The organism is Caballeronia glebae, assembly GCF_001545035.1.
Classification (GTDB): domain Bacteria; phylum Pseudomonadota; class Gammaproteobacteria; order Burkholderiales; family Burkholderiaceae; genus Caballeronia; species Caballeronia glebae.
On record NZ_FCOJ02000019.1, the window covers coordinates 95,056 to 120,121 of the forward strand.

The window sequence follows — 25,066 nt, forward strand, 5'->3', positions numbered from 1 at the left end:
TCAGGCAACGACGCCCGCCGATTCCGCCGATTCGCGCGCCGAAACGCGGCGGCTCTTGCCTGCGCGCTTGGCTTCGTAGAGCGCGTTGTCGGCGTCGCGCAGCACGCGGTCGAGTTCGTCGTGGTGATGATCGAACATCGCGACGCCGATGCTCACGCCGATCGCAAGCATCACGCCGCCATCGGTGAGAAAGGGCTTCGCCAGCTCGCGCACGATGACATCCGCGAGCGCGAGCGGATCGGCGCGCGGCGGCGTGACGATCACGAATTCGTCGCCGCCGAGCCGCGCAACCAGCGAGCCTTCGCCCGACAGATGCCGCAAGCGCCGCGCGACCAGCGCGAGCAGCGTGTCGCCGATTTCGTGACCGTGCGCGTCGTTGACGGCCTTGAAGCCGTCGAGGTCGAGATAGAGCAGCGCGGTACGTGCGCTGTCGCGCGCGTGTCCGGGCTCGCGCGACCGCACCGCCTGGAAGAGGCCCGCGCGGTTGAGCAGACCGGTCAGTTCGTCGTGGCGCGCGCGGCGGTCGTTTTCCTGTTCGGCTTTCATCGTCGAAACGAGCATGCCGTTCAGACGCCACGCGGCGGCGCTCATCGCGAAGAGATAAAACGGGATTTGCAGCAGCGTGAGCCAGAGCGTCGGCTCGCCCGCGAGCACCGCGCCGATGCAGCACGGCCCGAGCGACAGAAAGATCATCACCGCGACGAGACGCGGCGCGCCGAAATTGCGGAAGCAGATGCCGCCGACCATCGCGGCGGCGGATAGAAACGAGAGCGTGGCGGCGATCCAGTCGCCCGATAGCACCGAGACCAGCGCGCCGTAGCCGACCGTCGCGCCCCAGAACGGCGCGAGCAACACGTAGGTGTCGGTAAGAGTGGATTTGCGTTCGCGCGCGCGCCGCCGTGCGACGACGAGCACGACGAGCCGCACGAGACACACGGCGATTTCGAGCGCGAGCCAGAGGTGGAAGGCGGGCGTCGGATGCCGGCGATCCAGCACCCACGCGACGGCGACCGTGTTCAGCACGCCGCCCGCGAAAATCGGCAGCGTCCCGAACAGGCTTCCGACGAGGGCAACGCGGATCGCGCGGGGAATGTCGGCTCCCGCGTGCAGCAACCACGTGGCCGCACGTCCGCGCGGCAGGGTGAACACCTCAGTTTGTTGTTCCATAGCGGGCTTTTGGCGGCGGTCCGGCGATGGCTGAACCCTCGCGATAGCGCCGGACCATACGGCGAATAACGGTCGTTCGTATGAAAACTTTAGTGAATCGCCGCTTGCGGAAAACCCGCGAAATTCTTCGACGACTTCCGCGTTTGACTGGCGTCAGGAAAAACTTGTACCGGTAACAATACCGCGCGCACGCGTGCGCTTTTATACTCACGTCACCGTGCCGGCGACGGCTATAACCTTCCCTCGGACCCTCATGCCCCTCATCAATTACATCACGCAGATTCAATTCGACTTCGGCGCCGTGCGCCTGCTCGCGAGCGAGTGCGAACGCATCGGCATTCGCCGTCCGCTGATCGTGACCGATGCCGGCATCCGCGCGGCGGGCGTGCTCGACCGAGTGCTCGATGCGCTCGGTTCATCGTCGGACGTGCCGGTGTTCGACGCGACCCCGCCCAATCCGAACGAAGCCGCCGTGCGTGAAGCGGTCGCGATGTACAAGGAGAATCGGTGCGACGGCGTGATCGCGGCGGGCGGCGGCTCGTCGATCGATCTCGCGAAGGGCGTGGCCGTGTGCGCGACGCATGACGGTCCGCTGCAAAGCTTCGCGGTCATCGAGGGCGGTCTCGCGCGCATCACCGCGAAGACCGCGCCCGTCATCGCCATTCCGACGACCGCGGGCACCGGCAGCGAAGTGGGCCGAGGCGCGATCCTGATTCTCGACGATGGCCGCAAGGTCGGCGTGATCTCGCCGCATGTCGTGCCGAAAGTCGCGATCTGCGATCCGGAACTGACGCTCGGCCTGCCGCCCATGCTCACCGCCGCGACCGGCATGGACGCCGTCGCGCATTGCCTCGAAACCTTCATGGCGCCCACGTTCAACGCGCCGGCCGACGGCATCGCGCTCGACGGCCTGTGGCGCGCGTGGCGGCACATCGAGCGCGCGACGCGCGATGGCTCCGACCGCGCCGCGCGCTGGAACATGATGAGCGCGTCGATGCAGGGCGCGCTCGCGTTCCAGAAAGGCCTCGGTTGCGTGCACAGCCTGAGTCACTCGCTCGGCGGCATCAATCCGAAACTGCATCACGGGACGCTCAACGCGATCTTCCTGCCGGCGGTCATCGCATTCAACAGCGCAGCGCCGACGATGCGCGAAGAGGGCAAGCTCGATCGCATCGCGCAGGCGATGGGCCTGAATTCCGGCGATGAAGTCGGCGAAGCGGTGCGCGCGATGACCGCGACGCTTGGCCTGCCGCGCGGCCTGGCGGCGCTCGGTGTGACGCGCGAACTGTTCCCGCGCATCGTCGCGGGCGCGCTGAAGGATCACAGTCATAAGACGAATCCGCGCGAGGCGTCGAGCGCGGATTACGAGGCGATGCTCGAAGCGTCGATGTGACCAGACGGAAGACGTTCCGGCGAAAAGGGCCGGAACGCAATCGCAGTAGCGGCGAGCGATTTGCGGCATTGCAACATGCGGCTAGGGGAAAACCCTTAAGCCTGTTAAAATGCCCGCAAAGTTTGAGGAACAGATCATGCGCCGCCGCTACGAAGTGCTCGAAAAAATTGCTTTCGCTTTGCTTACTCTGTCCGCCGTCATGGACGCGAGCTATATCACCTGGGAAAAGCACCCAAATTTCCGCGAAAACGTCACGGAAATCGTGAAAATGAGCGCGGCCCTCTCTCTGGCGAATCCGGGTGTCGGCGAGCCGACGCCGCTGACGCCGCTGGCGTACAACTAAGCTTCAGTTCTCTGGCGCGGCGCTCGCCGCGCCGTCTGCTTCAAGCCACATACAGGTTATTCGGCCCGCCGCCGCACGGCGCGCGCCGACTGTTCTATGCTGGCGGCTTTCCGTGCCGTCGCCGTCCAGCATGTCCACCGCTTTCCATTCGAACGCCGCCTTCGGCGATCAGCTCCGCAGCTTCTCCCGCGCGATCGGGCAGATCGTGCTTCAGCGCAACGCCGCGACGGGCGCGCTGCTCTTTTTCGCCGTGCTGTGCGCGAGTCCGCGCCTCGCGTGCGGGCTTTTGATCGGCGCGGTGACGGGCAATGTCATCAGCGTGATCGTCGAGAATGACGACGCCCCCGCGTTTCGCGACGATCTCTACGGCTTCAACGGCGCGCTCGCGGCGCTGGCCGCGTTCGCGTTTCTCGACGATCCGTCGCGCGCTACCGCCGTCGCGATCGTCGCGGCGATGTTCGCCACTTTCCTCGCCAACACGCTCACGCGCGTCCTCTCGCGCTACCGCTTGCCGATCTTTTCCAGCCCCGCCATCATCGTGACCTGGTGCTGGCTGCCGCTCCTGATCGAGCGCGGCGATACGGGCGCGATTCCGCAAGTCGCCGCCGGTTTCATTCCGATGCTCCAGGCCGCATTCGCGGGTCTCGCGCCGATCACCTTCGCGACCGGCGCGCTTCCCGGCGCGTTGATCGCGGCGGCATTGTTCGCGTCGCGGCCATCGCAGGCGGGCTGGGCGCTCGCGGGCAGCGCGCTCGGCGCGGCGCTGCACGGGCTCGGCGGCGCGAGCGACTCAGTCGTGCTCTCGGGTGCGTGCGGCTTCAATGCGGCGCTTGCGGCGCTCGCGGCCGCGCCGCTCGGCAAGCGTTATGCGCTCGTCGCGCTCGTCGCGGCGGTGCTGATCGAGCGCGTGATTGATTGCATCGGCATCGCCGCGCTGACTGCGCCGTTCGTGCTGGCGTCGTGGGCGGTGATCGCGCTCGAACGGCGCCTGTCCGGATCATCGAAACAAGGAGACTCACATGTCGTTCACCCACACGCCTGAGCGCAGGATCGCGGAAAGCGGACCGCGCACCGCCGCCGAAGAAGCCGCGCGCGTCGATCTCGCCGCCGCGTATCGGCTGGTCGCGCTCAACGGCTGGGACGATGTCGTCTACACGCATATTTCCGCGAGCGTGCCGGGCGAGCCGGGGCGCTTTCTCATCAATCCGTTCGGGCTTTCGTTCGATGAAGTCACGGCGTCGAATCTCGTCAAGATCGATATCGACGGCAACGTGATCGGCGAGAGCGCGCATCCGGTGAACGCGACGGGCTTCGCGCTGCACGGCGCGATCCACGCCGCGCGCGAGGATGCCGTGTGCGTGATGCATCTGCACGTGCACGAGGCGATCGCGGTTTCGACTCAGGCGCACGGCCTGCTGCCCGCGTCTCAACACGCGATGCGCTTTCATGGCCATCTCGCGTACCACGATTACGAAGGGCTCGCGTTCTCGCCGGCGGAAGGCGAGCGGCTCGTCAAAAGTCTTGGCGCGCATCGCGCGATGTTGCTGCGCAATCATGGCCCGCTCACGCTCGGGCGCACCATCGCCGAGGCTTATGTGCTGATGGATATGCTCGTCAAGGCATGCGATATTCAGCTTCGCGCGCTTGGCGGCGTGGGCAAGATGATCGTGCCGACGCCGGAAGTCGTCACGCGCACTGCGGCGCAACTGCGTGATGACGACGCCGTCGAAGGCGCGCTCGAATGGCCCGCGCTATTGCGCAAGCTCGATCGCATCGACGCGTCGTATCGCGATTAATTCTTTCTGAAGGAGATCAACGGCATGCCCACATTCAACATTCAACTGTTCGAAGGCCGCACGGTGGAAGAGAAGCGCAAGTTCGTCGAGGCGATCACGCGCACGACGTGCGAGACGCTCGGCTGCGAGCCGGGCTCGGTGGACATCGTTCTGACGGACGTGAAGCGCGAGAACTGGGCGACCGCGGGCAAGCTCTGGTCGGAGCAGTGAACGACAGCGCGCACACGCCGAAACGCGTGCGCGCGCCTTGCAACGTTACAGCGATTGCTTTGCGGCGAGACGGAACTTGTGCAGCAGCGGTTCCGTATAGCCGCTCGGTTGCGTGCGTCCTTCGAAGACGAGCGCGCACGCGGCCTTGAACGCGAACGAACTGTCGAACGCGGGCGACATCGGGCGATAGGTCGGATCGGCTTCATTCTGCTTGTCGACGACGGCGGCCATGCGTTCGAGCGTCGCGCGAACCTGCTCTTCCGTGACGATGCCGTGACGCAGCCAGTTCGCGATGTGCTGGCTCGAAATGCGCAGCGTCGCGCGATCTTCCATCAGGCCGACATCGTGAATGTCCGGCACCTTCGAGCAACCGACGCCCTGATCGACCCAGCGCACGACATAACCGAGAATGCCTTGCGCGTTGTTCTCGATTTCGTTCCTGATGTCGTCTTCCGACCATGACGGCGCGTCGACCACGGGAATCGTCAGCAAGCCGTCGAGCAGCTCGTTTTTCTGGCCGTCGTAGTCGATGTTTTCAAGCTCTTGCTGAACCTGTTGCACGTCGACCATGTGATAGTGCAGCGCGTGCAACGTGGCCGCCGTGGGCGAGGGCACCCATGCAGTGTTGGCGCCGGCCTTCGGATGCGCGATCTTCTGTTCGAGCATCGCGTGCATCAGGTCGGGCATCGCCCACATGCCCTTGCCGATCTGTGCGCGGCCACGCAAGCCGGTGTTCAGGCCGACGAGCACGTTGCTGCGCTCATACGCGGCGATCCACTTCGACGACTTCATGTCGCCCTTGCGCATCATCGGGCCGGCTTCCATCGACGAATGCATCTCGTCGCCGGTGCGGTCCAGAAAGCCCGTGTTGATGAACGCGACGCGCGCGCCCGCCGCCGCGATACATGCCTTGAGGTTGACGCTCGTGCGGCGCTCCTCGTCCATGATGCCCATCTTGATCGTGTGACGCGGCAGGCCGAGCAGGTCTTCGACGCGCGTGAAAAGCTCGTCGGCGAACGCCACTTCGGCGGGGCCGTGCATCTTCGGCTTCACGATATAGATGGAACCCGTGCGCGAGTTCATCTTGTTCTTGAGATCGTGCATCGAGCCGAGCACGGTCATTACCGCGTCGAGGATGCCCTCGGGAATCTCGTTGCCGTCGCGGTCGAGCACGGCGGGATTGGTCATCAGATGGCCGACGTTGCGCACGAACAGGAGCGAACGTCCGTGCAGCGAGAGTGTCTTCGCGCCGTCGGGCGAGGTGTACACGCGGTCGGGGTTCATCTCGCGCGTGAAGGTCTTGCCGTTCTTCGTCACCTGCTCGGCGAGATGGCCTTGCATCAGGCCGAGCCAGTTGCGATAGAGCTGCGTTTTGTCGGCGGCGTCGACGGCCGCGACCGAATCTTCACAGTCGATGATGGTGCTCACGGCCGCTTCCATCAGCACGTCCTTCACGTGCGCCGCATCCGTCTTGCCGATCAAGTTGCTCGCGTCGATCTGAATCTCGAAGTGCAGATCGTTGTGCTTGAGCAGAATGCCGGACGGTTCCTTCGCGTCGCCCTGATAGCCCGCGAACTGTTCGGCGTTGGCGAGCCCGGTCTTGCTCCCGTCTTTCAGCGTGACGACGAGCTTGCCTTGCTCGACGCCGTACTTGGTCGCCTCGGCGTGTGAGCCGTGATCGAGCGGCGCATTGTCGTCGAGGAACGCACGCGCGTACGCGATGACCTTCGCGCCGCGCTTCGGATTGAACTGCGCGGTGCGCTCGGCGCCGTCGTTTTCGTCGATGGCATCGGTGCCGTAGAGCGCATCGTAGAGGCTGCCCCAGCGCGCGTTGGCGGCGTTGAGCGCATAGCGCAGATTAGAGAGCGGCACGACGAGTTGCGGTCCGGCCTGCTCGGCGATTTCACGATCGACATTGGCGGTGCTCGCCTGCACGTGCGCGGGCGCGGCAACGATATAGCCGATCTCTTCGAGAAACTTGCGATAGGCGCGCGGATCGCGCACCGGGCCGGGGTTGCTGCGATGCCAGTTGTCGAGTTCGGTCTGGAGCCGGTCGCGCTCGGCGAGCAGCGCGCGGTTTTTCGGCGCGAGATCGTGGACGATGGCATCGAATCCCTTCCAGAAGGACGCGCTATCGACGCCCGTGCCGGGGATGGCTTCTTCGTCGACGAATTTCGCGAGACTCGCGTCGACCTGCAGGCCGTGTTGTTTGATCATGTCGTTCATGGGCACTCCGGCTGAGATTTGCTGCTACACAGGGGTTTGGGGAATGGGCTGGTGCCTATGGTAGCGCGTCTTGGGGGAGGGGCGAAGCGGCGAGGATGTGCAATGCATGTGCCTGCGTGAGGCCGCAGGCGGGCGTATCAACGGGAAGCCTGGCCGCCGCCTTTCAAGTCGTCGGCGAGCAACTGGAACTGCCGGCCGAGAGCGGGGAGGTCTTCGCGGATGGCGACGCTTCGTCCAATCCATCGATATAACGGCTGATGCGTCGTATCGCCGTGAGTACGTGATCGATGTACTCGGGCAAGGTCGATGCGTCCCGGCTCATACGGGAATAGCGCTTGCGATGATTGCATCGCGAGTCCTGTCGGGAAGCGCACCCGGAGTAAGGACGTCGACTGTTACGCCGAGCAGTTCGTGCAACTCGTGGCGAATTGCACCGATGTCCAGCAATGAAGTTCTCGGCGTGGGATCGATGAGCAGATCGAGGTCGCTTTCCTCCGTATCTTCGCCGCGTGCGACCGAGCCAAAGATACGCGCGTTCTTCGCACGATGCGCTTCGACGACGCGGCGAATGTCTTCACGGTGGGCTTGCAGGGCGGCGGACGGCTTCATGGCTTTTGCGGGTGAGCGTTCCAATGAAATGCAGCCGGAATCAGGCTGCAAATCCAGTCTAGCATAGCGTTTTTGCCGCGCGCCGTTCGAATCTTACGTCGAAGCATTCGCCCCGCAGCAATGCTTGTACTTGCGTCCGCTGCCGCACGGGCACGGCTCGTTTCTGCCGACTTTCTCGCTTGTGCGCCGCATCGGCTCGGGCGCGTCGCGCAGCGCGTTTTCTTTCCGGCGCGCGTCGAAGTAGCGGTAGATATGAGTCAGGCCCGCGATCATTTCCTGGATTATCTCGTCGCGATCTTCGAATGCTTCCGGGTCGGTCCGAAGTTCGGGGTCGGGGTCGTCCTCGTGATAGAGCGTCAATACCGGGAGCAACCATTCCGCGCGCTCCTCGTCGTCGAACAAGTCGGTCCAGCTTTCGCGGCGCATGTCCATGCCCGCCATGAAACCCTCGGCCCACTCGTTGGCGACGACGCGGTCTTCTTCGTCAAGCGACAGCACGGGCAGATAAACGGCGTCTTCGTGCAGGGTGACTTCGAGATCGTCCGCGATGGTGTTCCAGTGACGAATCAGCAGTTGCAGCGTCTTCTCGGCGTTCTTTTCGTTCGCGGGCGAAGCGTTTGTGCCCAGCACCGCGGGAAGCCATTCGTGCGGCAAGACGAGTTCAGGGCCGCAAATCAGCGCAGCGAAAAAGCCGTCGACCATTTCGAGGGTCATCGCCTCATCGCCGAAGGAATCGAGCAAGACTTCCAGGCGATCGAGTTCGTGCTCCGTGAGCGGCTTCGCGTTGCGGTCTTTCAATTCGTGTCCCGATGAGTGAGCGATTCGCCATTCGATTCGCGGCGAGCCTCATTATACGAATTTGAATCGGCCCGGCTTTCGCGTTAATAAGCCGCACGAAAGCCGGGCCGCGAGAACAGCGCAATGAGATCGAAGCTACGCCTTCAACAAGTCCTCGATCATCACCGGGAGCTTTCGCACGCGCACGCCGGTCGCGTGATACACCGCACCCGTGATCGCCGCCGCGATGCCCGCCAACCCGATCTCCGCGATACCGCGCGCGCCCAGCTCGTTGAAGATCGTGTCGGGATAATCGAGGAACGTGACGTCCATCTTCGGCGTGTCGGCATTGGTCGCGACGACGTAATCCGCGAGGCTGCTGTTCACTGGCGCGCCGCTTCGCTCGTCGTAGACCGTGTGCTCGAAGAGCGCCATGCCTACACCCATCACGACCGCGCCTTCGATCTGATTACGGCCGGCGCGCGGATTGAGGATCTTGCCCGCATCGATCACGGTCACGACGCGGTTCACGCGTAGGCGCGCGGTCGCCGGCTCCCACGTCACTTCGGCGAAATGCGCGCCGTATGAATGGATCGACCACTTCTTCTTGAGCGGATCGTCGAAGCCGCCTTTCGCGCTTCCGCTGCCCGATGCCGCATGCAACTTGGCCGCTTCGAGTATGCGCGCGAACGGCACGCCGCTTTCCGGACGGTCGCCCTTGCGATGCACATGGCCGTCGCTCAACGCAAGTTCTTCGGCCTTCGCGCCTTTGAACGGCGATCCTTCGATCTTCGCGGCGCGCGCAAGCAGCGTCTTGATGGCCGCGCGCACCGCATCGGAAACCGCCGGAATCACCGATGCCGTCGCCGCCGATCCGCCCGACACGGGACCGAGCGGCAGCGACGTATCGCCGAGGCCGACTTCGATCTTGTCGAGCGCGATGCCCGTATGCTCCGCGACGAGTTGCGCGAGGATCGTGTAAGTGCCCGTGCCGATGTCCTGCGTGCCGCATGCGACGCGCGCGGTGCCGTCCGCGCGCAGATCGACGGTCGCTTCCGCCGAGAAGCGCAGCCCCGGCCAACTGCACGCACCCATGCCCCAGCCGAGCGTGAGACCGTCGCGCTTCATCGAGCCGACTTCCGGCGTGCGCTTGGCCCAGCCGAATTTCTCCGCGCCCGTCTTCAGGCATTCGACGAAATGCCGCGACGAAAACGGCAAGCCGCTGCTTTCATCGACTTCCGGTTCATTGCGCAGGCGCAACTCGACCGGATCGATCTTCAACGCGAGGGCCAGTTCGTCCATCGCCGATTCGAGCGCGAAGAGGCCGGGCACAGCGCCAGGGCCGCGCATCGACGTGGGCGAGCCGACGTTGCGTTTGACCGTGCCGCTCGTCACGCGCAGATTGGGCGTGGTGTACATCGACGGCGTGGCTTCGCCGCAATCTTCCACGTAATCGTCGGCAATGGCCTCGTGATTCACGAAATCATGCTGCAACGACACGAGCTTGCCGTCCTGCGTCGCCGCGAGCCGCACGCGTTGCCGCGTGGTCGGCCGGTGCCCGACGTTCTGGAACATCATCTTGCGCGACAGCACGAGTTTTACCGGACGCTCCAGTTGCCGCGTCGCGGCCGCGGCGAGCAGCGAATGCGGCCACATCCACAGCTTGCCGCCGAAGCCCGAGCCGAGATAGCGCGAGATCACGCGCACTTTCTCTTTCGGCAGACCCATCATCTGCATCAGCGCGCCCTGATGATTCGCGACCGCCTGGCTCGTCTCATAGAACGTATAGCTTTCGCCGTTCCAGTGCGCGACGGTCGCGTGCAATTCGATCGGGTTATGCGTTTCGACGGGCGTCACATAGGTTTCGTCGATCTTCACGGGCGCGTCGTCGAACGCCTTGTCCGGCTCGCCGCGTTCGCTTTGGACGTCGAGCTTGCCGTCGGCATCGAGCGTCGCGCTCACATCGTGTGGCGTCTTGTCGTAACTGACCTTGATCGCGGCGGCCGCGGCGCTCGCCGTTTCGAACGTCTCAGCGACGACGAGCGCAACGTATTGCCCGTAATAGCGAATGATGTCGTCTTCGAAAGGCGGGCGATTCTCGTCGACGAAACCGGTCTCGATCGAGTTGCCGGAGATGCGATAGAAGCGGCCGATATTGCCGCGATGAAGAATCAGCTTCACGCCGGGCATGGCTTGCGCGGCGGCGAATTCGAGCGATGCGATCTTGCCGCTTGCGATGGTGCTGCCGACCGGCACGGCATACAGCATGCCGGGCAAGTCGACGTCGGAAGTGTAAGTCGCGCGGCCGCAGACCTTCAGCGGTCCGTCGATGCGCGTCTGGGGCCGTCCGATGAATGCGGACGGTTTGATATCGGGCGCCGTTGACATTTAGCGATCCTCAAGAAGTTTGCGTAGTGACCAGCTTGAGCGTATGCACGATGCAGCGCTTCGATAGCTCTACCTTGAAGCCGTTTTCGCTTTGCGGCTTCGCATCGGCGAGCGCGGCGTCGGCGGCGCGTTTGAACGTGGCTTCGTCGGGCGCCGCGTTCAGCAGTTCCTTCTCCGCCTCGCGCGATCGCCACGGCTTCGTGCCGACACCGCCAAGCCCCACGCGCGCATGCTCGATGCGCCCGTCCTTCACGCCGATCACGATACCCGACGACGCCAGCGCGAACTCATACGACGCGCGATCGCGCAGCTTCAGATAAGCCGAACGCGCGCCTTCGACCGGCGGCGGCAAGGTGACGTGCGTGATGAGATCGCCCGCGTCGAGCACGTTCTCGCGATCCGGGGTCGTGCCCGGCAGCAGGAAGAACTCGTCGATGGGAATCGCGCGCTTGCCGCCCGTGCCTTCGACGTGAATCGTCGCTTCGAGCGCCTGCAGCGCGACGCACATGTCCGATGGATTGCTCGCGATGCACGATTCGCTCGTGCCCATGATCGCCATCATGCGATTGAAGCCGTCAATCGCGGAGCAGCCGCTGCCCGGCTCGCGCTTGTTGCAAGGCGACGTCGTATCGCGGAAATACACGCAACGGGTGCGTTGCAGGATGTTGCCGCCGGTCGTCGCCATGTTGCGCAATTGCACGGACGCGCCCGCGAGCACCGCTTGCGAGAGCACCGCGTAACGATCACGGATCAGCGGATGATGCGCGAGATCGGAGTTGCGCGAAGTCGCGCCGATGCGCACGCCGCCGTCCGCCGTTTCCTCGATCTTGTCGAGCGGCAGACGGCTGATATCGACGACGCGCATCGGCCGCTCGACGTTGAGCTTCATCAGGTCGAGCAGCGTCGTGCCGCCCGCGAGAAAGCGCACTTCCGCGCCTTGCTGCGCGGTATGCGCGAGCGCGCCCGCATTGATCGCGTCGCGCATGTCGCGCGCGCGGGAGAGCTGAAACATGTCCATGTCGCTCTCCTTATTTCGACGAAGGCTTTGTCGCACGAACCGACTGGATCGCGCCGACGATGTTCTGATACGCGCCGCAGCGGCACAGGTTGCCGCTCATCGCTTCGCGCACGTCGTCGTCGCTCGGGCCGATTGGTTCATCGAGCAGCGCCACCGCCGACATCAACTGACCGGCCGTGCAGTAGCCGCACTGATAGCCGTCGCATTCGACGAACGCCGCCTGCAACGGATGCAGCGCCTCGACATCGCCGATGCCTTCGATCGTCGCGATCGTGTCGCCCTCGCAAGCGGCGGCGAAGCACAGACACGAGTTCACGCGACGGCCGTTCACGTGAACGGTGCATGCGCCGCATTGGCCGTGATCGCAGCCTTTTTTCGTGCCGGTCAGATGAAGATGCTCGCGCAATGCATCTAACAAGGTCGTGCGCGGATCGAGCGAGAGCGTCTCGCTGCGGCCGTTGACGGTCATCGTGAAGGTGACGGTCGAATCTTCCGCTGCGGCCAGCGTCGGCGCGAGCGTTTTGTTGGGCGTATCGGCGTGCGTTGTTTTGGATTGGGGGATGTGACGTTGTGGCATCGGGCAATCTCCTGGAATTGCGCAGCAAGCTGCTGCACGAATGCGGCGATAAAGCGGCAGAGCGTAAGAGAGGCGAAGATGCGGCGAGGCGTGTCGCGCGCCGGAGCGCGGAGGAAAGGGGCGGCGAAGAAGGGTCTGCGCAGCGGCGCAGGACCTTCACGCGCCGGCAATGCGGCGAAAGACGACACTCAGCCAGTATAGGCATCCGCCGCGAAACTTTCTCGATCGAAAGCTGCGCGGGCCTTGCGATGCTGCGGGCGCACGAAGCATGCCCGCGAGCGGCGAAAGGCTTCAGTGCGTAAGCACGGCCCGCGCGAAAAGGGAAAGGAGGAACACGCCGACCGTCGTGAAGATGACGAGCGCGACGAGGATCAGGATCATGCGGAGAATCATCTGCATCGCGTCGCTCCAAAAAAAACGGCCGCTTGCGCGGCCAGAAGGAGGGTGGGTCGGTCAGACTAAAGCGTAAGCGCGCATCCTTAAATCAGACTTAAGTGCGCGGATCTTCCGGCGGGCCGCCCATTCTCCTTCCTTTGCGAACGCGTTGCAGCAGGCTTACTGAAGGGCCTCGCTGTAGCGGTCGCGCAGCGGGAGGATCGTCACGAGCGCGACCGCGCTGCCGAAGATCACGTAGTAGCAGATCGACAGCGGATCGCCCGTGGTCATCGTGAGCCATTGCACGATGGCCGGCGCGAAGCCGCCGAAGATCATCACCGCGACGTTGTAGCTCACCGAGATGCCCGTCGAGCGCACGCTCGAAGGAAGCAGCTCCGAGATGAACGCGGGATAGCAGCCCTGGAAGATGCCGAGGTAAGTCATCAGGAGCGCTTGACAGACGATCAGCATCGGCAGACTCGGATGCGCGGTGAGCACGGCGAAGATCGGATACGCGGTGACGAGCGACAGCACGAGTGCGCTCGCCATCAGCTTCTTGCGGCCGATACGGTCGGACAGGCGGCCGAATATCGGGCAGCAGACGAGATAGACAAGCGCGCCGATAGACGAGCTGATGAGGCCGTCGGTGAGCGCCATGTGCAGCACGCGCGTTGCGTGCGTCGGCAGATACAGCAGAAAGATGTACGTGCCGATGGTGCCGAACACCGTGAGGCCAAAGCCCGCGAGCACGGAGGTCCAGTGCTTCGTGGCGGTGTCGCGGATCGGGCGCGCGCTGAGTTCGTTCTTTTGCGCCTTCTCGACGAACACCGGCGACTCATCGAGCTTCGAGCGCAGATACAGACCGACCGGCACGATCAGAAGACCGACCATGAACGGAACGCGCCAGCCCCAGCTATTCAGATGCTCGGGGCTCAGCGTGCGCGTGAGCACCGCGCCGAAGAACGAGCCCGCGAGACTCGCCGCGGCCTGCGCGACCATCTGGAAGCTGCCGAAATAACCGCGCTTGTCGGCGGGCGCATATTCGACGAGAAACGCCGTCGCGCAGCCGACCTCGCCGCCCGCGGAAAAGCCCTGGATCAACCGGCCGAGGAGCATCAACAACGGCGCGGCGATGCCGATAGCCGCATACGTCGGCGCGAACGCGATGATCGCGATGCCGACCGCCATGAGCGAAATGGTGAGCGTGAGCGCCGACTTGCGCCCGACGCGATCCGCGATCGCGCCCAGCACGATGCCGCCGAGCGGGCGCGTCAGAAAGCCGACGCCGAAGGTGGCCCAGGTCGCGAGCAGTGAGATGGTGGGATTCGTTGCGGGAAAATACAGCTTGGCGATGATGACGGCGAAGAAGCCGTAGACCATGAAGTCGAACCATTCGAGCGCGTTGCCGATGGTCGACACGACGATCGCTCGTCGGCCGGACAGGTTGAGCGCGGCGTTCTCTTGGGCCGCGTGGGCTGCAGGTAGTACGGTGCTCATCGAATGCACTCCGTGGGCATGGGGCGATGGATCGGGGGCGACGACATCCGCTTTTTTGTTGGCTCGCACAGGGCACGCGCGAGCCGCAGCAACACGCAAACATTACGCCGAGTTGAAATAAGAAAATATAGAATTTCTGAACTGACACTCAAGCAAACCTGATCGAACGATTCGGGTTGTCCCTAGGCACGATGAGCAACATTCGCTTTTTGCGCACGTTTATCGCCGTCGCGCGTTACGGTTCTTTCGCCGCCGCCGCCGAGAAAGTCGCGCTCACGCAAGCCGCCGTAAGCATGCAGATGCAATCCCTGGAGGACGATCTGAAGCGGCCGCTCTTCGATCGCGTGGGCCGCACGAATCGGCTGACGAGCATCGGCAAGCAAGTGTTGCCGCAGGCCGAGCGCATCGTCGCGTTGTACGACAGCATGCGTCTCACCGGTCTCGACGACGAGATTGCCGGGTCGGTTTCCATCGGCGCGGTCGATTCGGCGATGGGCGCGCTCGCGTCCGTCGTCACCGAACTGAAAGGTCAGTATCCGCGGCTCGATGTGCGGCTTTTCACCGGCAAGGCGCTCGCGCTCGCGCCTCAAGTCGAGGCGGGCGAAATCGATGCGGCGGTGATCGTCGAGATGGCGGGCAAGACGCCGGCGAGCCTGAACTGGACGCCGCTTTATTCGGAGCCGCTCGTCGCGATCGGTTCGCCGGCCAGCGCGGGCGCGAATGCAGCGGAGATGCTCGCGAGCCGGCCCTTTCTGCGTTTCGATCGCGCGCAGCGCACGGGCGCGCTGATCGACCGCGCGTTGAAGCACAACCGCCTCGCGGTGAACGAGTTCCTCGAACTGAATTCGCTCGAAGTGATCGTGGAGCTGGTGCGGCAGGGTACGGGCGTTTCCGTCGTGCCGCTGCTGGAATACGGCTCGTGGGCGAGCGATTCGGCACTGCGCGTGATACCGCTCGCGAAGAATACGCCGCGCCGTGTCGTCGGCATGCTGGAGCGCAGAATTCACGACCGCCACGCGGTGATGAACCTCGTGCAGGAACGCATCCGCACGCGTTCGCACGGCGCTGTCGCGCCGGGCGAAAGCTAAAGCTTTCCTTAAGTCACGGACAAGAAATATCAGCTTTCGCTGTGAATTCCGGCCATCGACAATGCTCCGGTCACTCAACAACACACGAGGAAAGCATGTCGATCATTCCCGAGATCGCCCAGTCGCGCGACGAAATCCAGGCTATTCGCCGCGATATCCACGCGCATCCCGAACTTTGCTACGAAGAAGCGCGCACCGCCGAACTCGTCGCGCAAAAGCTCGAAAGCTGGGATATCGAAGTGACGCGCGGGCTCGGCAAGACGGGCGTCGTCGGCGTGTTGAGAAAAGGCGCGAGCAAGCGCGCGATCGGCCTGCGCGCCGACATGGACGCGCTGCCCATTCCCGAGCTGAACACCTTCGAGCACGCGTCGCGCCACGAGAACAAGATGCATGCGTGCGGTCACGACGGACACACCGCGATGCTGCTCGGCGCGGCGCAATATCTCGCGAAGCATCGCGATTTCGACGGCACGGTCGTCTTCATCTTTCAGCCTGCGGAAGAAGGCGGCGGCGGCGCGAAAGCGATGATCGAAGATGGTTTGTTCGAGCGCTTTCCCGTCGACTCCGTGTTCGCGCTGCACAACTGGCCGGGCATGCCGGCGGGCGAATTCGGTGCGCGCGTCGGCGCGACGCAGGCATCGAGCAACGAGTTCGAGATCCGCATCGAAGGCGTGGGCGCGCATGCGGCGATTCCGCACGACGGCGTCGATCCCGTCTTCACCGCGCTGCAAATCGGCACGGGCCTGCAGAGCATCGTCACGCGCAACAAACGTCCGATCGACGCCGCCGTGCTCTCGATCACGCGCATGCAGGCGGGTCACGCGGTCAACGCGATTCCCACGACCGCGACGCTCGCCGGCACCGTGCGCACGTTTTCCGTCGACGTGCTCGATCTGATCGAGACGCGCATGAAGGAGATCGTCACGGCGACGGCGGCCGCGTATCGTTGCAAGGCCGAAGTTAGTTTCATACGCAACTATCCGCCGACGGTGAACACGGAACCGGAGACGGCGTTCGCACTCGGCGTGATGCGCGACGTCGCCGGCGCGCAAAAGGTGAATATGAACGTCGATCCGACGATGGGCGCGGAGGACTTTTCGTTCATGCTGCTGGAGCGCCCGGGCTGCTATGGGTATATCGGCAATGGACGGGGCGAGCATCGCGATCACGGCCACGGAATCGGCCCCTGCATGCTGCACAACAGCAGCTACGATTTCAACGACGACGTGCTCACGCTCGGCTCGACTTATTGGGTGCGGCTCGTCGAGAAGTTTCTCGCGCGCGCTTGAGGAGACCGACATGTTTTCATCGACCTATCGCGAAGCGCGCCGGAGATTTCTCGACACGGCCGCCGAGCGACGACTCGCCGTCGACACGCGCGTGCTCGAAGGCGTCGACGGTCTGGAAGGCGAGACGCTCGCCACGGATGTCGTGCGCATCGGTCCCGCCGATGCGAAGCGCCTGCTCGTGCTTACATCGGCGACGCATGGCGTCGAGGGCTTTTGCGGCTCGGGCGCGCAGATCGCGTTGATGCGCGACGACGTGTTGCCCGCGCTGATGGCGAAACTCGGCGTCGCGATGCTGCTCGTCCACGCGATCAATCCATACGGCTTTTCGTATCTGAGCCGCACGACCGAAGGCAACGTCGATCTGAATCGCAACAGCGTGAATTTCGACGAGCCGTTCCCGCGCAATCCGGGCTATGCGGAACTGCACGACTTGCTGATTCCCGCGAGCTGGCCGCCCGATGCAGCGAATGTCGCGGCGATTCGCGCGTATATCGACACGCGCGGGCAATGGGCTTATCAGCAAGCCGTGACGACGGGCCAGTACACGCATGCGCAAGGCATGTTCTACGGCGGCGCGCAAACCGCGTGGAGCACGCGCACGATGCGCAACGTGCTCGCGGAGTATGGCGAGCCGTGCACGGCGATAGGCTGGATCGATTTTCATACGGGACTCGGACCGGCCGGCTTCGGCGCGAAGATATGCGTCGGCGATGTGGAGCGCGCGCGGCGCTGGTGGGGCGCGGACGTGACGAGCCCGTCCGACGGCACCTCGATCGCGGCGGATGTCGCCGGTCCCTTGCTCGACACGTTGCGGCAGACGTGCGCGCATGCCGCGACCGCATCGATTGCGATCGAGTACGGCACCGTGCCGCTCACCGACATGCTCGACATGCTGCGCGCGGACGTGTGGGTGCGTCATCATCCGGACGCGGCCGATGCATTGAAGACCGAGATTCGCCGCCAGATTCGCGCGGCGTTCTACATCGACGACGATATCTGGCGCGGCATGATCGTCGGTCAGGCGCGCGCCGCGGTGTTGCAGGCGCTCTACGGCCTGTCGCGGGAAGGGGGCGCTTAGAGGGCGCTTAGCGCAGTTCGAGCCACATCGGCTGATGATCCGATGACCGGCTCGACTGATCCGCTTCGCATCCGGCGATGCGCGGCTTCAGGTCTTCGGTGACGAAGATGAAGTCGCATGCGAACGGGCCGTCGGGCCATTGCTCGTGATCGTACAGGCCGACGGTCGCCGCGCGCGGTTCGTTCGGATGCGCGCAAGTCCATGCATCGACGAACGCGGGCGCATCGGCGAGCGGTTCGAGCATCGCGCGATACGCCGCTGCGTCGAACGCGCTGTTGAAGTCGCCGCAGACGATTCCCGAAGCGGGCCGCGCGGTATCGGCGAACGGGCTAGCCTGGCTCTCGGCTTTCGCGGGCCGGCGTTCGTGCGCGCACGCTTCGGCATGAAGTTCGCGCAGACGTGCGACTTGCGCGAGCCGTTGCTTCTCCGAATAGAACTCCAGATGCGTGCTGATGATGCGCAATGGGCCGACGTCGGTCTCGATGACGGCTTCGAGCGCAATGCGCAGCATCGACGGCTTCGCGGGATCGGCCGGCCAGGGCAGCGAGTGGCGCAGCACCTGACGCACGGGCAAACGGCTGACGATCGCATTGCCGAACTGACGCCGCGCGATGCCCGCGCCGACCGGCGGCAGGTCGGAGCCGATGCCGTCGATGACGGTCGCGCCGGGGATCAGCGCTTCGAGCTCGGCGAACTGATCGGCGTTCGGGCGGCCCGCGAGCCCGCCGGCCTGTTCGCTTTCGTGAAAGCCGCGCGTCACTTCCTGCAGGCAGAGGACGTCGAAGTCGTGCAGCGCTTTCGCTTCGGCGACGATGCGCGCGAGATCGACGCGGCCGTCCACGCCGCGTCCCCATTGAATGTTCCAGTCGACGAGTCGCATGTTCGACCTCGGCGTAGCGTTGCGAGTTGCCCTTCGCTTTTTCGGCCAGCAAGGCGCGTGCTCGATCGGACGAGCGCTGCGCATGCAGATTCCGAAACTAAGTGTTTCTTACTGTATCCCGCGAGTCGGCAACCGGCAGCGATACAATCCGCGCTGGAGAAACTCTCGTCGTCCGAAACATGAAAGCAAGCATCAACCTCTCGCTGGCCGCGCTTCTGCTTATATCGACCAGCATCGCGTGTCAGGCGCAACAAGCGCCGCCCGCGCAGCAGCAGAATCGTCCCCCGGTCGTCCGGGCGCTCACGCCGGAACAACAGGCCTCGCTCGACAAGCAGGATCAGGATATCGGGCAGGCGGCAATGGAGATCATCAAGCTGATCGACCAGGACAAGGCGGGAGTGGTGTGGGATCAGGGCTCGCCGCTCGCCAAACAGATCGTTTCGCGCGATGACTTCATGAAGAAGGTCGCGCAGGACCGCTCGCCGCTCGGTCAGCCGGGCCTGCGCATGCCGATGGGCGTGAGGCATTATCGCTACGACGGCAGCGGCAATATTCCCGCCGGCGCGTACATCAACGTTCGCTTCGACACCCAGTTCAGTCGGAGCAATCGAACGCGGTCCGAGACGGTGTCGTTCATTCTCGACTCGGACAGGGTCTGGCGCTTCGTCGGGTATTCGGTGTCCTGAACCTGCCTCACATGTTCGTGTAGGACGCGCACCATCCCGGGCCGGCCACGAGCTTGTCGCTGAAAATCGTGCAACCGCCCCAGGCGTCGCTCGATTTGCCCTGATACAGCGAGCAGTTTGCACATGTCTGCCCGGCCGCGAAGTTCGGGTATTTCGTCTTGTCCACCTTTGCAGCGTCCTCCTTGTAGCCGACGGCGACGGCCGCCGGATCGGATTCGCTCAAATGCGGGGTATCGGCACGAGCGCGCGTGAGCCATAGCGTCGCGCCCATGCCGATGCTGACAACCATGAAGCTGCGGCGGGACGTGTTCATTGTCTTGGACCGTTTTCTTGTCTGTGGGAAATGTCTTTGCGCGCTCTCGGGCGCTAGTCGAACGATACGCCGACGCACGCCGCCTTGCCCGGATCGCGACGTTTGCGCGGCACACGTTTGCGAATCGAACGACCGGTCGGATTTGTCGCAGCGCCTTTTCTCATCCTCCTTCAACGTGACGCCAACATCGTTCATTGCATCGCGCTAAACCTTTGCGCGCGCGTGCCGTAAATCAGGCCAGAACGTAGTTGCAATCGCGTGAATCAACCCCGCGGCGCACCGGCCGCGGATCAATTCGAAGGAGAATGACCGTGAGTGAAGTGGATTGGATGATGGCAGGCGTTTATATGGCGGCGCTCGTGTGCGGCACGCTTTTCATGAGCGTGCTGGCGCGTCGTAGCTTGAACCGGGTGGAGGATCGCGGGCACTGAGAACATTGCACGCCGCTTGGCCAGCGTCAGCCGCCCAAGCCGCAAACAAAACGCGCGCCGTGAGCCGATCGATCTATCGGCCATCCGGCGCGCGCGAACATCGCCTGCGCAATTAGTGGAACAGCTTGATCGCCTGCGTGAGCGTGTTCGTCACGCCCCAAGCCAGCGGAATCAGCACATACGCCCAGAACAGCACGAGCAGCCCTTTGTTCGACGGGTGGACTTGCCCGATATCGATGCGTTCATTCATCGCAAATCTCCTCGTTGACTCTTAGTTTGCGGTCTGCGCCGACGTGTTCATGTGATGCCTCTCATGCACGCGCGAGACGAGCAGATTGCAGATGAAGCCGACCACCAGCAGCGCCGCCATGATATGCAGCGTCATCGTGTACGCTTGTGCGCCGACGACGCCGTGCGACACCTGAAACGCGCGCACGTAATTGACGAGCACCGGACCCGCGACGCCCGCCGCCGCCCACGCGGTCAGGAGCCGTCCGTGAATGCCGCCGACGAACGCCGTGCCGAACATGTCGGCGAGATACGCGGGAATCGTCGCGAAGCCGCCGCCGTACATCGACAGGATGATGCCGTAGGCCAGCACGAAGAGCGCGATATTGCCCGCGCCCGCGAATTGCGGCACGAGGAAATACAGCACCGCGCCGAGCGCGAAGAACGCGAAGTAGGTGTTCTTGCGGCCGATCCAGTCCGACGCCGACGCCCACACGAAGCGCCCGCCCATGTTGAAGAGCGACAGCAGCCCGACGAAGCCCGCCGCCGCGCCTGCCGTGATCGAGGCCTTGAAGCTTTCCTGAATCATCACCGATGCCTGGCCGAGCACGCCGATGCCCGCCGTCACGTTCAGGAACAGCACGAGCCACAGCAGATAGAACTGCGGCGTTTTCAGCGCCTGGTCGATATGCACGTGATTCTTCGTGATCATCTTCTTGGAGGTCGCGGGCGGCGTCCAGCCGGCCGGTTTCCAGTCCGCGGGCGGAATGCGGATCGCCAGTGCGCCGATCGTCATCGAGATGAAATAGAGCACGCCGAGTACGAGGAACGTTTCGGCGACGCCTACGCTCGTCGCGCTCTTGAAGTGGTTCATCAGCGCGACGGAGCCGGGAGCCGCGATCATCGCGCCGCCGCCGAAGCCCATGATCGCCATGCCGGTCGCCATGCCGCGACGGTCCGGGAACCAGCGGATCAGCGTCGAGACCGGCGACACGTAGCCGAGCCCGAGCCCGATGCCGCCGATCACGCCATAGCCGAGATACAGCAGCCAGATCTGATGCAGATAGACGCCGAGCGCGGAGACGAGAAAGCCGCCGCCGAAGCAGCAGGCCGCGGTGAACATCGTGCGGCGCGGGCCGACCTTTTCCAGCCACTTGCCCGCGAACGCGGCCGACAAGCCCAGAAACACAATCGCGAGCGAGAAGATCCAGCCGAGCGTCGTTAGCGACCAGTCATCCGGCGCCGACTTCGTGATGCCGATGATCTTCGTGAGCGGCGCATTGAACACCGAGAACGCGTATGCCTGCCCGATGCACAAGTGAACAGCCAGCGCGGCGGGCGGCACCATCCAGCGCGAAAATCCGGGCTGGGCGATGGTCGCCTCCTTGGAGAAAAAGCGTGTCGGGCCTTTCAAGGCCCCTTGATCGAGTGTGCTGTTCATTGTGGTCTCCGTGGCGCGTCATGCATGCACGTGCGCGCTCATCGTTTGCTTTGACGTGCCGTAACGGGGTCGCCGCACAGCAGCCCGCCGTGGTCATGCGTTCGGCGACAGGGTTCCGGTCGCGCGCCCGCAAGGCCATTTCGCGCCGCCCAAACATGCGATGGAACGACATATAGATGCGACGCTTTGCCACGGCTGGCATGACCATAGACAACTGTGAAAGGCTTTGCAATATGAACACTCGTGCCATAAGCGTTTGCCCGCAGCGCGGATGCGTCTTGCCTAGCGCCGTGAAAACCGCAAGCGCGGCTGTGTCGCATCGCTACAGAGCGGCGCAGGTGTTCTGAATGTGAACAGCTCAAACCGCCCTCGTACAAACCCTGACGACGCCCCGCGAAACCGCATGACGATGCGGCTCGCGCGAAGGTCGCATCGTCATGCGCGCGATGGCATGGAACTCGCAAACAAGAGCGACCGGCGCCGGACATCGGCAGCGCCGGCCCGTTCACGTCGACATGCGAGGAGCACATAGAAATGAATCACGCAGAGATGCAGTTCCTGAGCACGGAATACCCCTACAAAAAGCAGTACGGCAACTTCATCGGCGGCAAGTGGGCGCCGCCCGCGGGCGGTGAGTATTTCGACAACATCTCGCCGATCACCGGCGAGCCCTTTACGTCGATTCCGCGTTCGCGCGAAGCCGATATCGAAGCCGCGCTCGATGCGGCGCACGCGGCGAAGACTTCATGGGGCAGGACCTCCGTCACCGATCGCGCGAATCTGTTGCTGAAGATCGCCGATCGCATGGAGCAGAACCTGCCGCGTCTCGCCCTGGCCGAGTCGATCGACAACGGCAAGCCGCTGCGCGAGACGATGGCCGCGGACATTCCGCTCGCGATCGACCACTTCCGCTATTTCGCGAGCGCGGCGCGTTCGCAGGAAGGCGGCATTTCGGAGATCGATCACGATACGGTCGCGTATCACTTCCATGAACCGCTCGGCGTGGTCGGGCAGATCATTCCGTGGAATTTCCCGATTCTCATGGCCGTGTGGAAACTCGCGCCCGCGCTCGCCGCCGGCAATTGCGTCGTGCTGAAGCCGGCCGAGCAGACGCCCGCGTCGATTCTCGTGCTGCTCGAAGTGATCGAAGATCTGCTGCCGCCGGGCGTGCTCAATGTGGTGAACGGCTTCGGTCTGGAAGCGGGCAAGCCGCTCGCGTCGAACAAGCGCATCGCGAAGATCGCCTTCACGGGCGAGACCACGACGGGCCGCCTGATCATGCAGTACGCGAGCCAGAACCTGATTCCGGTCACGCTTGAACTGGGCGGCAAGAGCCCGAACATTTTCTTCGAAGACGTGCTCAGCGCCGACGACAGTTTCTTCGACAAGGCGCTCGAAGGCTTCACGATGTTCGCGCTGAATCAGGGCGAAGTGTGCACGTGTCCGTCGCGCGCGCTGGTGCAGGAGTCGATCTACGAGCGCTTCATGGAGCGTGCGTTGAAGCGCGTCGCGGCGATCGCGCAGGGCCATCCGCTCGACATGAAGACGATGATCGGCGCGCAGGCGTCGCAGGAGCAACTGGAGAAGATCCTGTCGTATATCGATCTCGGCAAGCAGGAAGGCGCCCAGTGCTTGAGCGGCGGCGAGCGCAATGCGTTCGATGGCGAGTTGAAGAACGGCTATTACGTCAAGCCGACCGTCTTCAAAGGCCACAACAAGATGCGCATCTTCCAGGAGGAAATCTTCGGGCCGGTGCTTTCGGTGACGACGTTCAAGAACGAGGAAGAAGCGCTCGAAATCGCGAACGATACGCTGTACGGACTCGGCGCGGGCGTGTGGACGCGCGACGGCACGCGGGCTTATCGCTTCGGCCGCGCGATCCAGGCGGGACGCGTGTGGACCAACTGCTATCACGCGTATCCCGCGCACGCGGCGTTCGGCGGTTACAAGCAATCGGGCATCGGCCGCGAGAATCACAAGATGATGCTCGATCACTATCAGCAGACGAAGAACATGCTCGTCAGCTATAGCGACAAGCCGCTCGGCTTCTTCTAAGGCAAAGCGTGTGGGGCCGCCGCCGGCTCTGGCGGCGGCTCATTCGAACGACGGGGACATCATGAGCGAACAGGAAGTGCTGCGCGTGAGCGCGACGCCCGCCGCCATCGACTTGATCGAAAAGCTCAAGGCCGAGCATGGCGAGGTGCTGTTTCATCAATCCGGCGGATGCTGCGACGGCAGCGCGCCGATGTGCTTTCCGGTGAACGAATTCATGGTCGGCGGCTCGGACGTCAAGCTCGGCGCGATAGGCGGCGTGCCGTTCTACATGACCGAATCGCAGTACGAGTACTGGCAGCACACGCAACTGATCATCGACGCCGTGCCGGGCAATGGCGGCATGTTTTCGCTGGAGCGTCCGTCCGGTTTGCGCTTTCTCACGCGCTCGCGCCTATATAGCGACGAAGAGAACGCGTGGCTCGAAAAGCATCCGGTCGAGCATGTGAGCTGAACCTCAATTCCAGCGCGGTGCGCGCTTTTCGATGAACGCCTGCGTGCCTTCGAGCGTGGCGTCCTCCATCATGTTGCAGGCCATCGTTTCGGATGCGAGCGCGTATGCGGCCTCGATGCCGGTTTCGAGTTGGCGGTAGAACAAACCCTTGCCCGCCGCGACCGCTTCGCGCGGCTTGGCGGCGATGGTCGCGGCCAGCGTGCGCACGGTGTCGTCGAGTTCGCCGGGCGATGCAACGCGATTCACGAGGCCGCGTTCGCGCGCGGTCGCCGCGTCGATGAACTCGCCCGTGACGAGCATCTCGAACGCGGCCTTGCGCGATACATTGCGCGAGAGCGCCACGCCCGGCGTCGCGCAAAAGAGCCCGAGATTCACGCCCGATACCGCGAAGCGCGCTTCGCTCGATGCAACCGCGAGATCGCACATCGCGACGAGCTGACATCCCGCCGCCGTCGCGATACCCTGAACGCGCGCGATGACCGGCTGCGGCATGCGCTGGATGGTAAGCATGATGCGCGAGCAGCGCGCGAAAAGCGCGCGATAGTAGTCGAGCGCGGGTTGCGCGCGCATCTCTTTCAGGTCGTGGCCCGCGCAGAACGCGCGGCCTTCGCCGGCAAGCACGACGACGCGCGCATTCGATTCGGCGATGTCCTTCAATGCGCGTTCGAGCGCTTCGAGCATGGCCTCCGATAACGCGTTGAACGTATCGGGCCGGTTCAGCGTGAGCCGGACGACGCCCTTTACGTCATA

General features: G+C 63.9%; 24 protein-coding genes. 11 read left to right on the forward strand and 13 right to left on the reverse strand.

The window, feature by feature from the left end; translation table 11 throughout:
- Positions 1–1,167: a GGDEF domain-containing protein gene (locus AWB82_RS15455; protein ID WP_086968563.1), complete on the reverse strand. Its 1,167-nt coding sequence runs from the start codon at positions 1,165–1,167 to the stop codon at positions 1–3.
- A 253-nt stretch (positions 1,168–1,420) separates the two neighbouring features.
- On the opposite strand from AWB82_RS15455, the gene AWB82_RS15460 reads away from it, so the two are divergent.
- From AWB82_RS15460 to AWB82_RS15480, 5 genes are all read left to right on the forward strand, one after another.
- Positions 1,421–2,560 carry an iron-containing alcohol dehydrogenase gene (locus AWB82_RS15460; RefSeq protein ID WP_086968566.1) on the forward strand — a complete coding sequence of 380 codons (1,140 nt, stop codon included), beginning with the start codon at positions 1,421–1,423 and terminating at the stop codon, positions 2,558–2,560.
- Positions 2,561–2,696: 136 nt separating this feature from the next.
- Positions 2,697–2,903, forward strand: coding sequence for a hypothetical protein (locus AWB82_RS15465; protein WP_086968643.1), 207 nt, complete (start codon positions 2,697–2,699; stop codon positions 2,901–2,903).
- 130 nt (positions 2,904–3,033) lie between these two features.
- Positions 3,034–3,945, forward strand: coding sequence for an urea transporter (locus AWB82_RS15470; RefSeq protein WP_086968569.1), 912 nt, complete (start codon positions 3,034–3,036; stop codon positions 3,943–3,945).
- Positions 3,923–4,699: a class II aldolase/adducin family protein gene (locus AWB82_RS15475; RefSeq protein ID WP_086968571.1), complete on the forward strand. Its 777-nt coding sequence runs from the start codon at positions 3,923–3,925 to the stop codon at positions 4,697–4,699. Before AWB82_RS15470 ends, AWB82_RS15475 begins: the two co-directional genes overlap by 23 nt.
- A 24-nt stretch (positions 4,700–4,723) precedes the next feature.
- Positions 4,724–4,909 carry a 4-oxalocrotonate tautomerase gene (locus tag AWB82_RS15480; protein WP_086968574.1) on the forward strand — a complete coding sequence of 62 codons (186 nt, stop codon included), beginning with the start codon at positions 4,724–4,726 and terminating at the stop codon, positions 4,907–4,909.
- A gap of 45 nt (positions 4,910–4,954) precedes the next feature.
- Here AWB82_RS15480 and AWB82_RS15485 read toward each other — a convergent pair whose 3' ends face one another.
- The 7 genes from AWB82_RS15485 to AWB82_RS15515 form a co-directional block, all read right to left on the reverse strand.
- Positions 4,955–7,135 carry a malate synthase G gene (locus AWB82_RS15485; RefSeq protein ID WP_086968576.1) on the reverse strand — a complete coding sequence of 727 codons (2,181 nt, stop codon included), beginning with the start codon at positions 7,133–7,135 and terminating at the stop codon, positions 4,955–4,957.
- A 318-nt stretch (positions 7,136–7,453) separates the two neighbouring features.
- Positions 7,454–7,744, reverse strand: coding sequence for a nucleotidyltransferase family protein (locus AWB82_RS15490; RefSeq protein WP_086968578.1), 291 nt, complete (start codon positions 7,742–7,744; stop codon positions 7,454–7,456).
- A 93-nt stretch (positions 7,745–7,837) separates the two neighbouring features.
- Entirely contained in the window at positions 7,838–8,542 is a 705-nt protein-coding gene (locus AWB82_RS15495; protein WP_086968580.1) for a UPF0149 family protein, read from the reverse strand.
- 135 nt (positions 8,543–8,677) lie between these two features.
- Positions 8,678–10,909 (reverse strand): xanthine dehydrogenase family protein molybdopterin-binding subunit, encoded by a 2,232-nt coding sequence (locus AWB82_RS15500; RefSeq protein ID WP_086968582.1) that lies wholly within the window; start codon positions 10,907–10,909, stop codon positions 8,678–8,680.
- Between the two features lie 10 nt (positions 10,910–10,919).
- Positions 10,920–11,927, reverse strand: coding sequence for an FAD binding domain-containing protein (locus AWB82_RS15505; protein WP_086968583.1), 1,008 nt, complete (start codon positions 11,925–11,927; stop codon positions 10,920–10,922).
- Positions 11,928–11,937: 10 nt separating this feature from the next.
- The gene (locus AWB82_RS15510) at positions 11,938–12,504 is read right to left on the reverse strand and encodes a (2Fe-2S)-binding protein (RefSeq protein WP_086968586.1); all 567 of its coding nucleotides are present in this window, start codon (positions 12,502–12,504) and stop codon (positions 11,938–11,940) included.
- Positions 12,505–13,059: 555 nt separating this feature from the next.
- Entirely contained in the window at positions 13,060–14,376 is a 1,317-nt protein-coding gene (locus tag AWB82_RS15515) for an MFS transporter (protein ID WP_086968589.1), read from the reverse strand.
- Positions 14,377–14,567: 191 nt separating this feature from the next.
- Here AWB82_RS15515 and AWB82_RS15520 point away from each other — a divergent pair, with 191 nt between their 5' ends.
- From AWB82_RS15520 to AWB82_RS15530, 3 genes are all read left to right on the forward strand, one after another.
- Entirely contained in the window at positions 14,568–15,464 is an 897-nt protein-coding gene (locus AWB82_RS15520; RefSeq protein WP_086968591.1) for a LysR substrate-binding domain-containing protein, read from the forward strand.
- Positions 15,465–15,559: 95 nt separating this feature from the next.
- Positions 15,560–16,753: a M20 aminoacylase family protein gene (locus tag AWB82_RS15525; protein WP_086968594.1), complete on the forward strand. Its 1,194-nt coding sequence runs from the start codon at positions 15,560–15,562 to the stop codon at positions 16,751–16,753.
- A gap of 10 nt (positions 16,754–16,763) precedes the next feature.
- A complete protein-coding gene (locus AWB82_RS15530; protein WP_086968597.1) occupies positions 16,764–17,831 on the forward strand; it encodes a M14 family metallopeptidase in 1,068 nt (355 codons plus the stop codon).
- A gap of 7 nt (positions 17,832–17,838) precedes the next feature.
- On the opposite strand, the gene AWB82_RS15535 is transcribed toward AWB82_RS15530, so the two are convergent.
- Positions 17,839–18,711 carry an endonuclease/exonuclease/phosphatase family protein gene (locus AWB82_RS15535; protein WP_086968600.1) on the reverse strand — a complete coding sequence of 291 codons (873 nt, stop codon included), beginning with the start codon at positions 18,709–18,711 and terminating at the stop codon, positions 17,839–17,841.
- Positions 18,712–18,890: 179 nt separating this feature from the next.
- On the opposite strand from AWB82_RS15535, the gene AWB82_RS15540 reads away from it, so the two are divergent.
- Positions 18,891–19,397, forward strand: coding sequence for a DUF4019 domain-containing protein (locus AWB82_RS15540; RefSeq protein ID WP_086968603.1), 507 nt, complete (start codon positions 18,891–18,893; stop codon positions 19,395–19,397).
- 7 nt (positions 19,398–19,404) lie between these two features.
- On the opposite strand, the gene AWB82_RS15545 is transcribed toward AWB82_RS15540, so the two are convergent.
- The 3 genes from AWB82_RS15545 to AWB82_RS15555 form a co-directional block, all read right to left on the reverse strand.
- Positions 19,405–19,710, reverse strand: a complete 306-nt coding sequence (locus tag AWB82_RS15545) for a high-potential iron-sulfur protein (protein ID WP_086968606.1) — start codon at positions 19,708–19,710, stop codon at positions 19,405–19,407.
- Between the two features lie 543 nt (positions 19,711–20,253).
- Positions 20,254–20,391, reverse strand: coding sequence for an MFS transporter small subunit (locus AWB82_RS15550; protein WP_086968610.1), 138 nt, complete (start codon positions 20,389–20,391; stop codon positions 20,254–20,256).
- Between the two features lie 21 nt (positions 20,392–20,412).
- A complete protein-coding gene (locus AWB82_RS15555) occupies positions 20,413–21,810 on the reverse strand; it encodes an L-lactate MFS transporter (RefSeq protein ID WP_086968613.1) in 1,398 nt (465 codons plus the stop codon).
- Positions 21,811–22,344: 534 nt separating this feature from the next.
- On the opposite strand from AWB82_RS15555, the gene adh reads away from it, so the two are divergent.
- A complete protein-coding gene (gene adh / locus AWB82_RS15560; protein ID WP_086968616.1) occupies positions 22,345–23,865 on the forward strand; it encodes an aldehyde dehydrogenase in 1,521 nt (506 codons plus the stop codon).
- Positions 23,866–23,926: 61 nt separating this feature from the next.
- The gene (locus AWB82_RS15565) at positions 23,927–24,316 is read left to right on the forward strand and encodes a DUF779 domain-containing protein (protein WP_086968645.1); all 390 of its coding nucleotides are present in this window, start codon (positions 23,927–23,929) and stop codon (positions 24,314–24,316) included.
- Positions 24,317–24,319: 3 nt separating this feature from the next.
- Here the strand turns inward: AWB82_RS15565 and AWB82_RS15570 are convergent.
- Positions 24,320–25,066, reverse strand: a 747-nt coding sequence (locus AWB82_RS15570; protein ID WP_086968619.1) for an enoyl-CoA hydratase, incomplete at its 5' end; no start/stop codon positions are given.

Excerpts from the sequence above, each read along its gene's own strand:
- AWB82_RS15535 (WP_086968600.1), bottom strand. The coding sequence starts at position 18,711 with ATGCGACTCGTCGACTGGAACATTCAATGGGGACGCGGCGTGGACGGC.
- AWB82_RS15465 (WP_086968643.1), top strand. The coding sequence starts at position 2,697 with ATGCGCCGCCGCTACGAAGTGCTCGAAAAAATTGCTTTCGCTTTGCTT.
- AWB82_RS15475 (WP_086968571.1), top strand. The coding sequence starts at position 3,923 with ATGTCGTTCACCCACACGCCTGAGCGCAGGATCGCGGAAAGCGGACCG.
- AWB82_RS15460 (WP_086968566.1), top strand. The coding sequence starts at position 1,421 with ATGCCCCTCATCAATTACATCACGCAGATTCAATTCGACTTCGGCGCC.
- AWB82_RS15520 (WP_086968591.1), top strand. The coding sequence starts at position 14,568 with ATGAGCAACATTCGCTTTTTGCGCACGTTTATCGCCGTCGCGCGTTAC.
- AWB82_RS15485 (WP_086968576.1), bottom strand. The coding sequence starts at position 7,135 with ATGAACGACATGATCAAACAACACGGCCTGCAGGTCGACGCGAGTCTC.
- adh (WP_086968616.1), top strand. The coding sequence starts at position 22,345 with ATGAATCACGCAGAGATGCAGTTCCTGAGCACGGAATACCCCTACAAA.
- AWB82_RS15530 (WP_086968597.1), top strand. The coding sequence starts at position 16,764 with ATGTTTTCATCGACCTATCGCGAAGCGCGCCGGAGATTTCTCGACACG.
- AWB82_RS15480 (WP_086968574.1), top strand. The coding sequence starts at position 4,724 with ATGCCCACATTCAACATTCAACTGTTCGAAGGCCGCACGGTGGAAGAG.
- AWB82_RS15555 (WP_086968613.1), bottom strand. The coding sequence starts at position 21,810 with ATGAACAGCACACTCGATCAAGGGGCCTTGAAAGGCCCGACACGCTTT.
- AWB82_RS15545 (WP_086968606.1), bottom strand. The coding sequence starts at position 19,710 with ATGAACACGTCCCGCCGCAGCTTCATGGTTGTCAGCATCGGCATGGGC.
- AWB82_RS15550 (WP_086968610.1), bottom strand. The coding sequence starts at position 20,391 with ATGAATGAACGCATCGATATCGGGCAAGTCCACCCGTCGAACAAAGGG.
- AWB82_RS15525 (WP_086968594.1), top strand. The coding sequence starts at position 15,560 with ATGTCGATCATTCCCGAGATCGCCCAGTCGCGCGACGAAATCCAGGCT.
- AWB82_RS15510 (WP_086968586.1), bottom strand. The coding sequence starts at position 12,504 with ATGCCACAACGTCACATCCCCCAATCCAAAACAACGCACGCCGATACG.
- AWB82_RS15455 (WP_086968563.1), bottom strand. The coding sequence starts at position 1,167 with ATGGAACAACAAACTGAGGTGTTCACCCTGCCGCGCGGACGTGCGGCC.
- AWB82_RS15515 (WP_086968589.1), bottom strand. The coding sequence starts at position 14,376 with ATGAGCACCGTACTACCTGCAGCCCACGCGGCCCAAGAGAACGCCGCG.
- AWB82_RS15540 (WP_086968603.1), top strand. The coding sequence starts at position 18,891 with ATGAAAGCAAGCATCAACCTCTCGCTGGCCGCGCTTCTGCTTATATCG.
- AWB82_RS15470 (WP_086968569.1), top strand. The coding sequence starts at position 3,034 with ATGTCCACCGCTTTCCATTCGAACGCCGCCTTCGGCGATCAGCTCCGC.
- AWB82_RS15500 (WP_086968582.1), bottom strand. The coding sequence starts at position 10,909 with ATGTCAACGGCGCCCGATATCAAACCGTCCGCATTCATCGGACGGCCC.
- AWB82_RS15505 (WP_086968583.1), bottom strand. The coding sequence starts at position 11,927 with ATGGACATGTTTCAGCTCTCCCGCGCGCGCGACATGCGCGACGCGATC.
- AWB82_RS15565 (WP_086968645.1), top strand. The coding sequence starts at position 23,927 with ATGAGCGAACAGGAAGTGCTGCGCGTGAGCGCGACGCCCGCCGCCATC.
- AWB82_RS15490 (WP_086968578.1), bottom strand. The coding sequence starts at position 7,744 with ATGAAGCCGTCCGCCGCCCTGCAAGCCCACCGTGAAGACATTCGCCGC.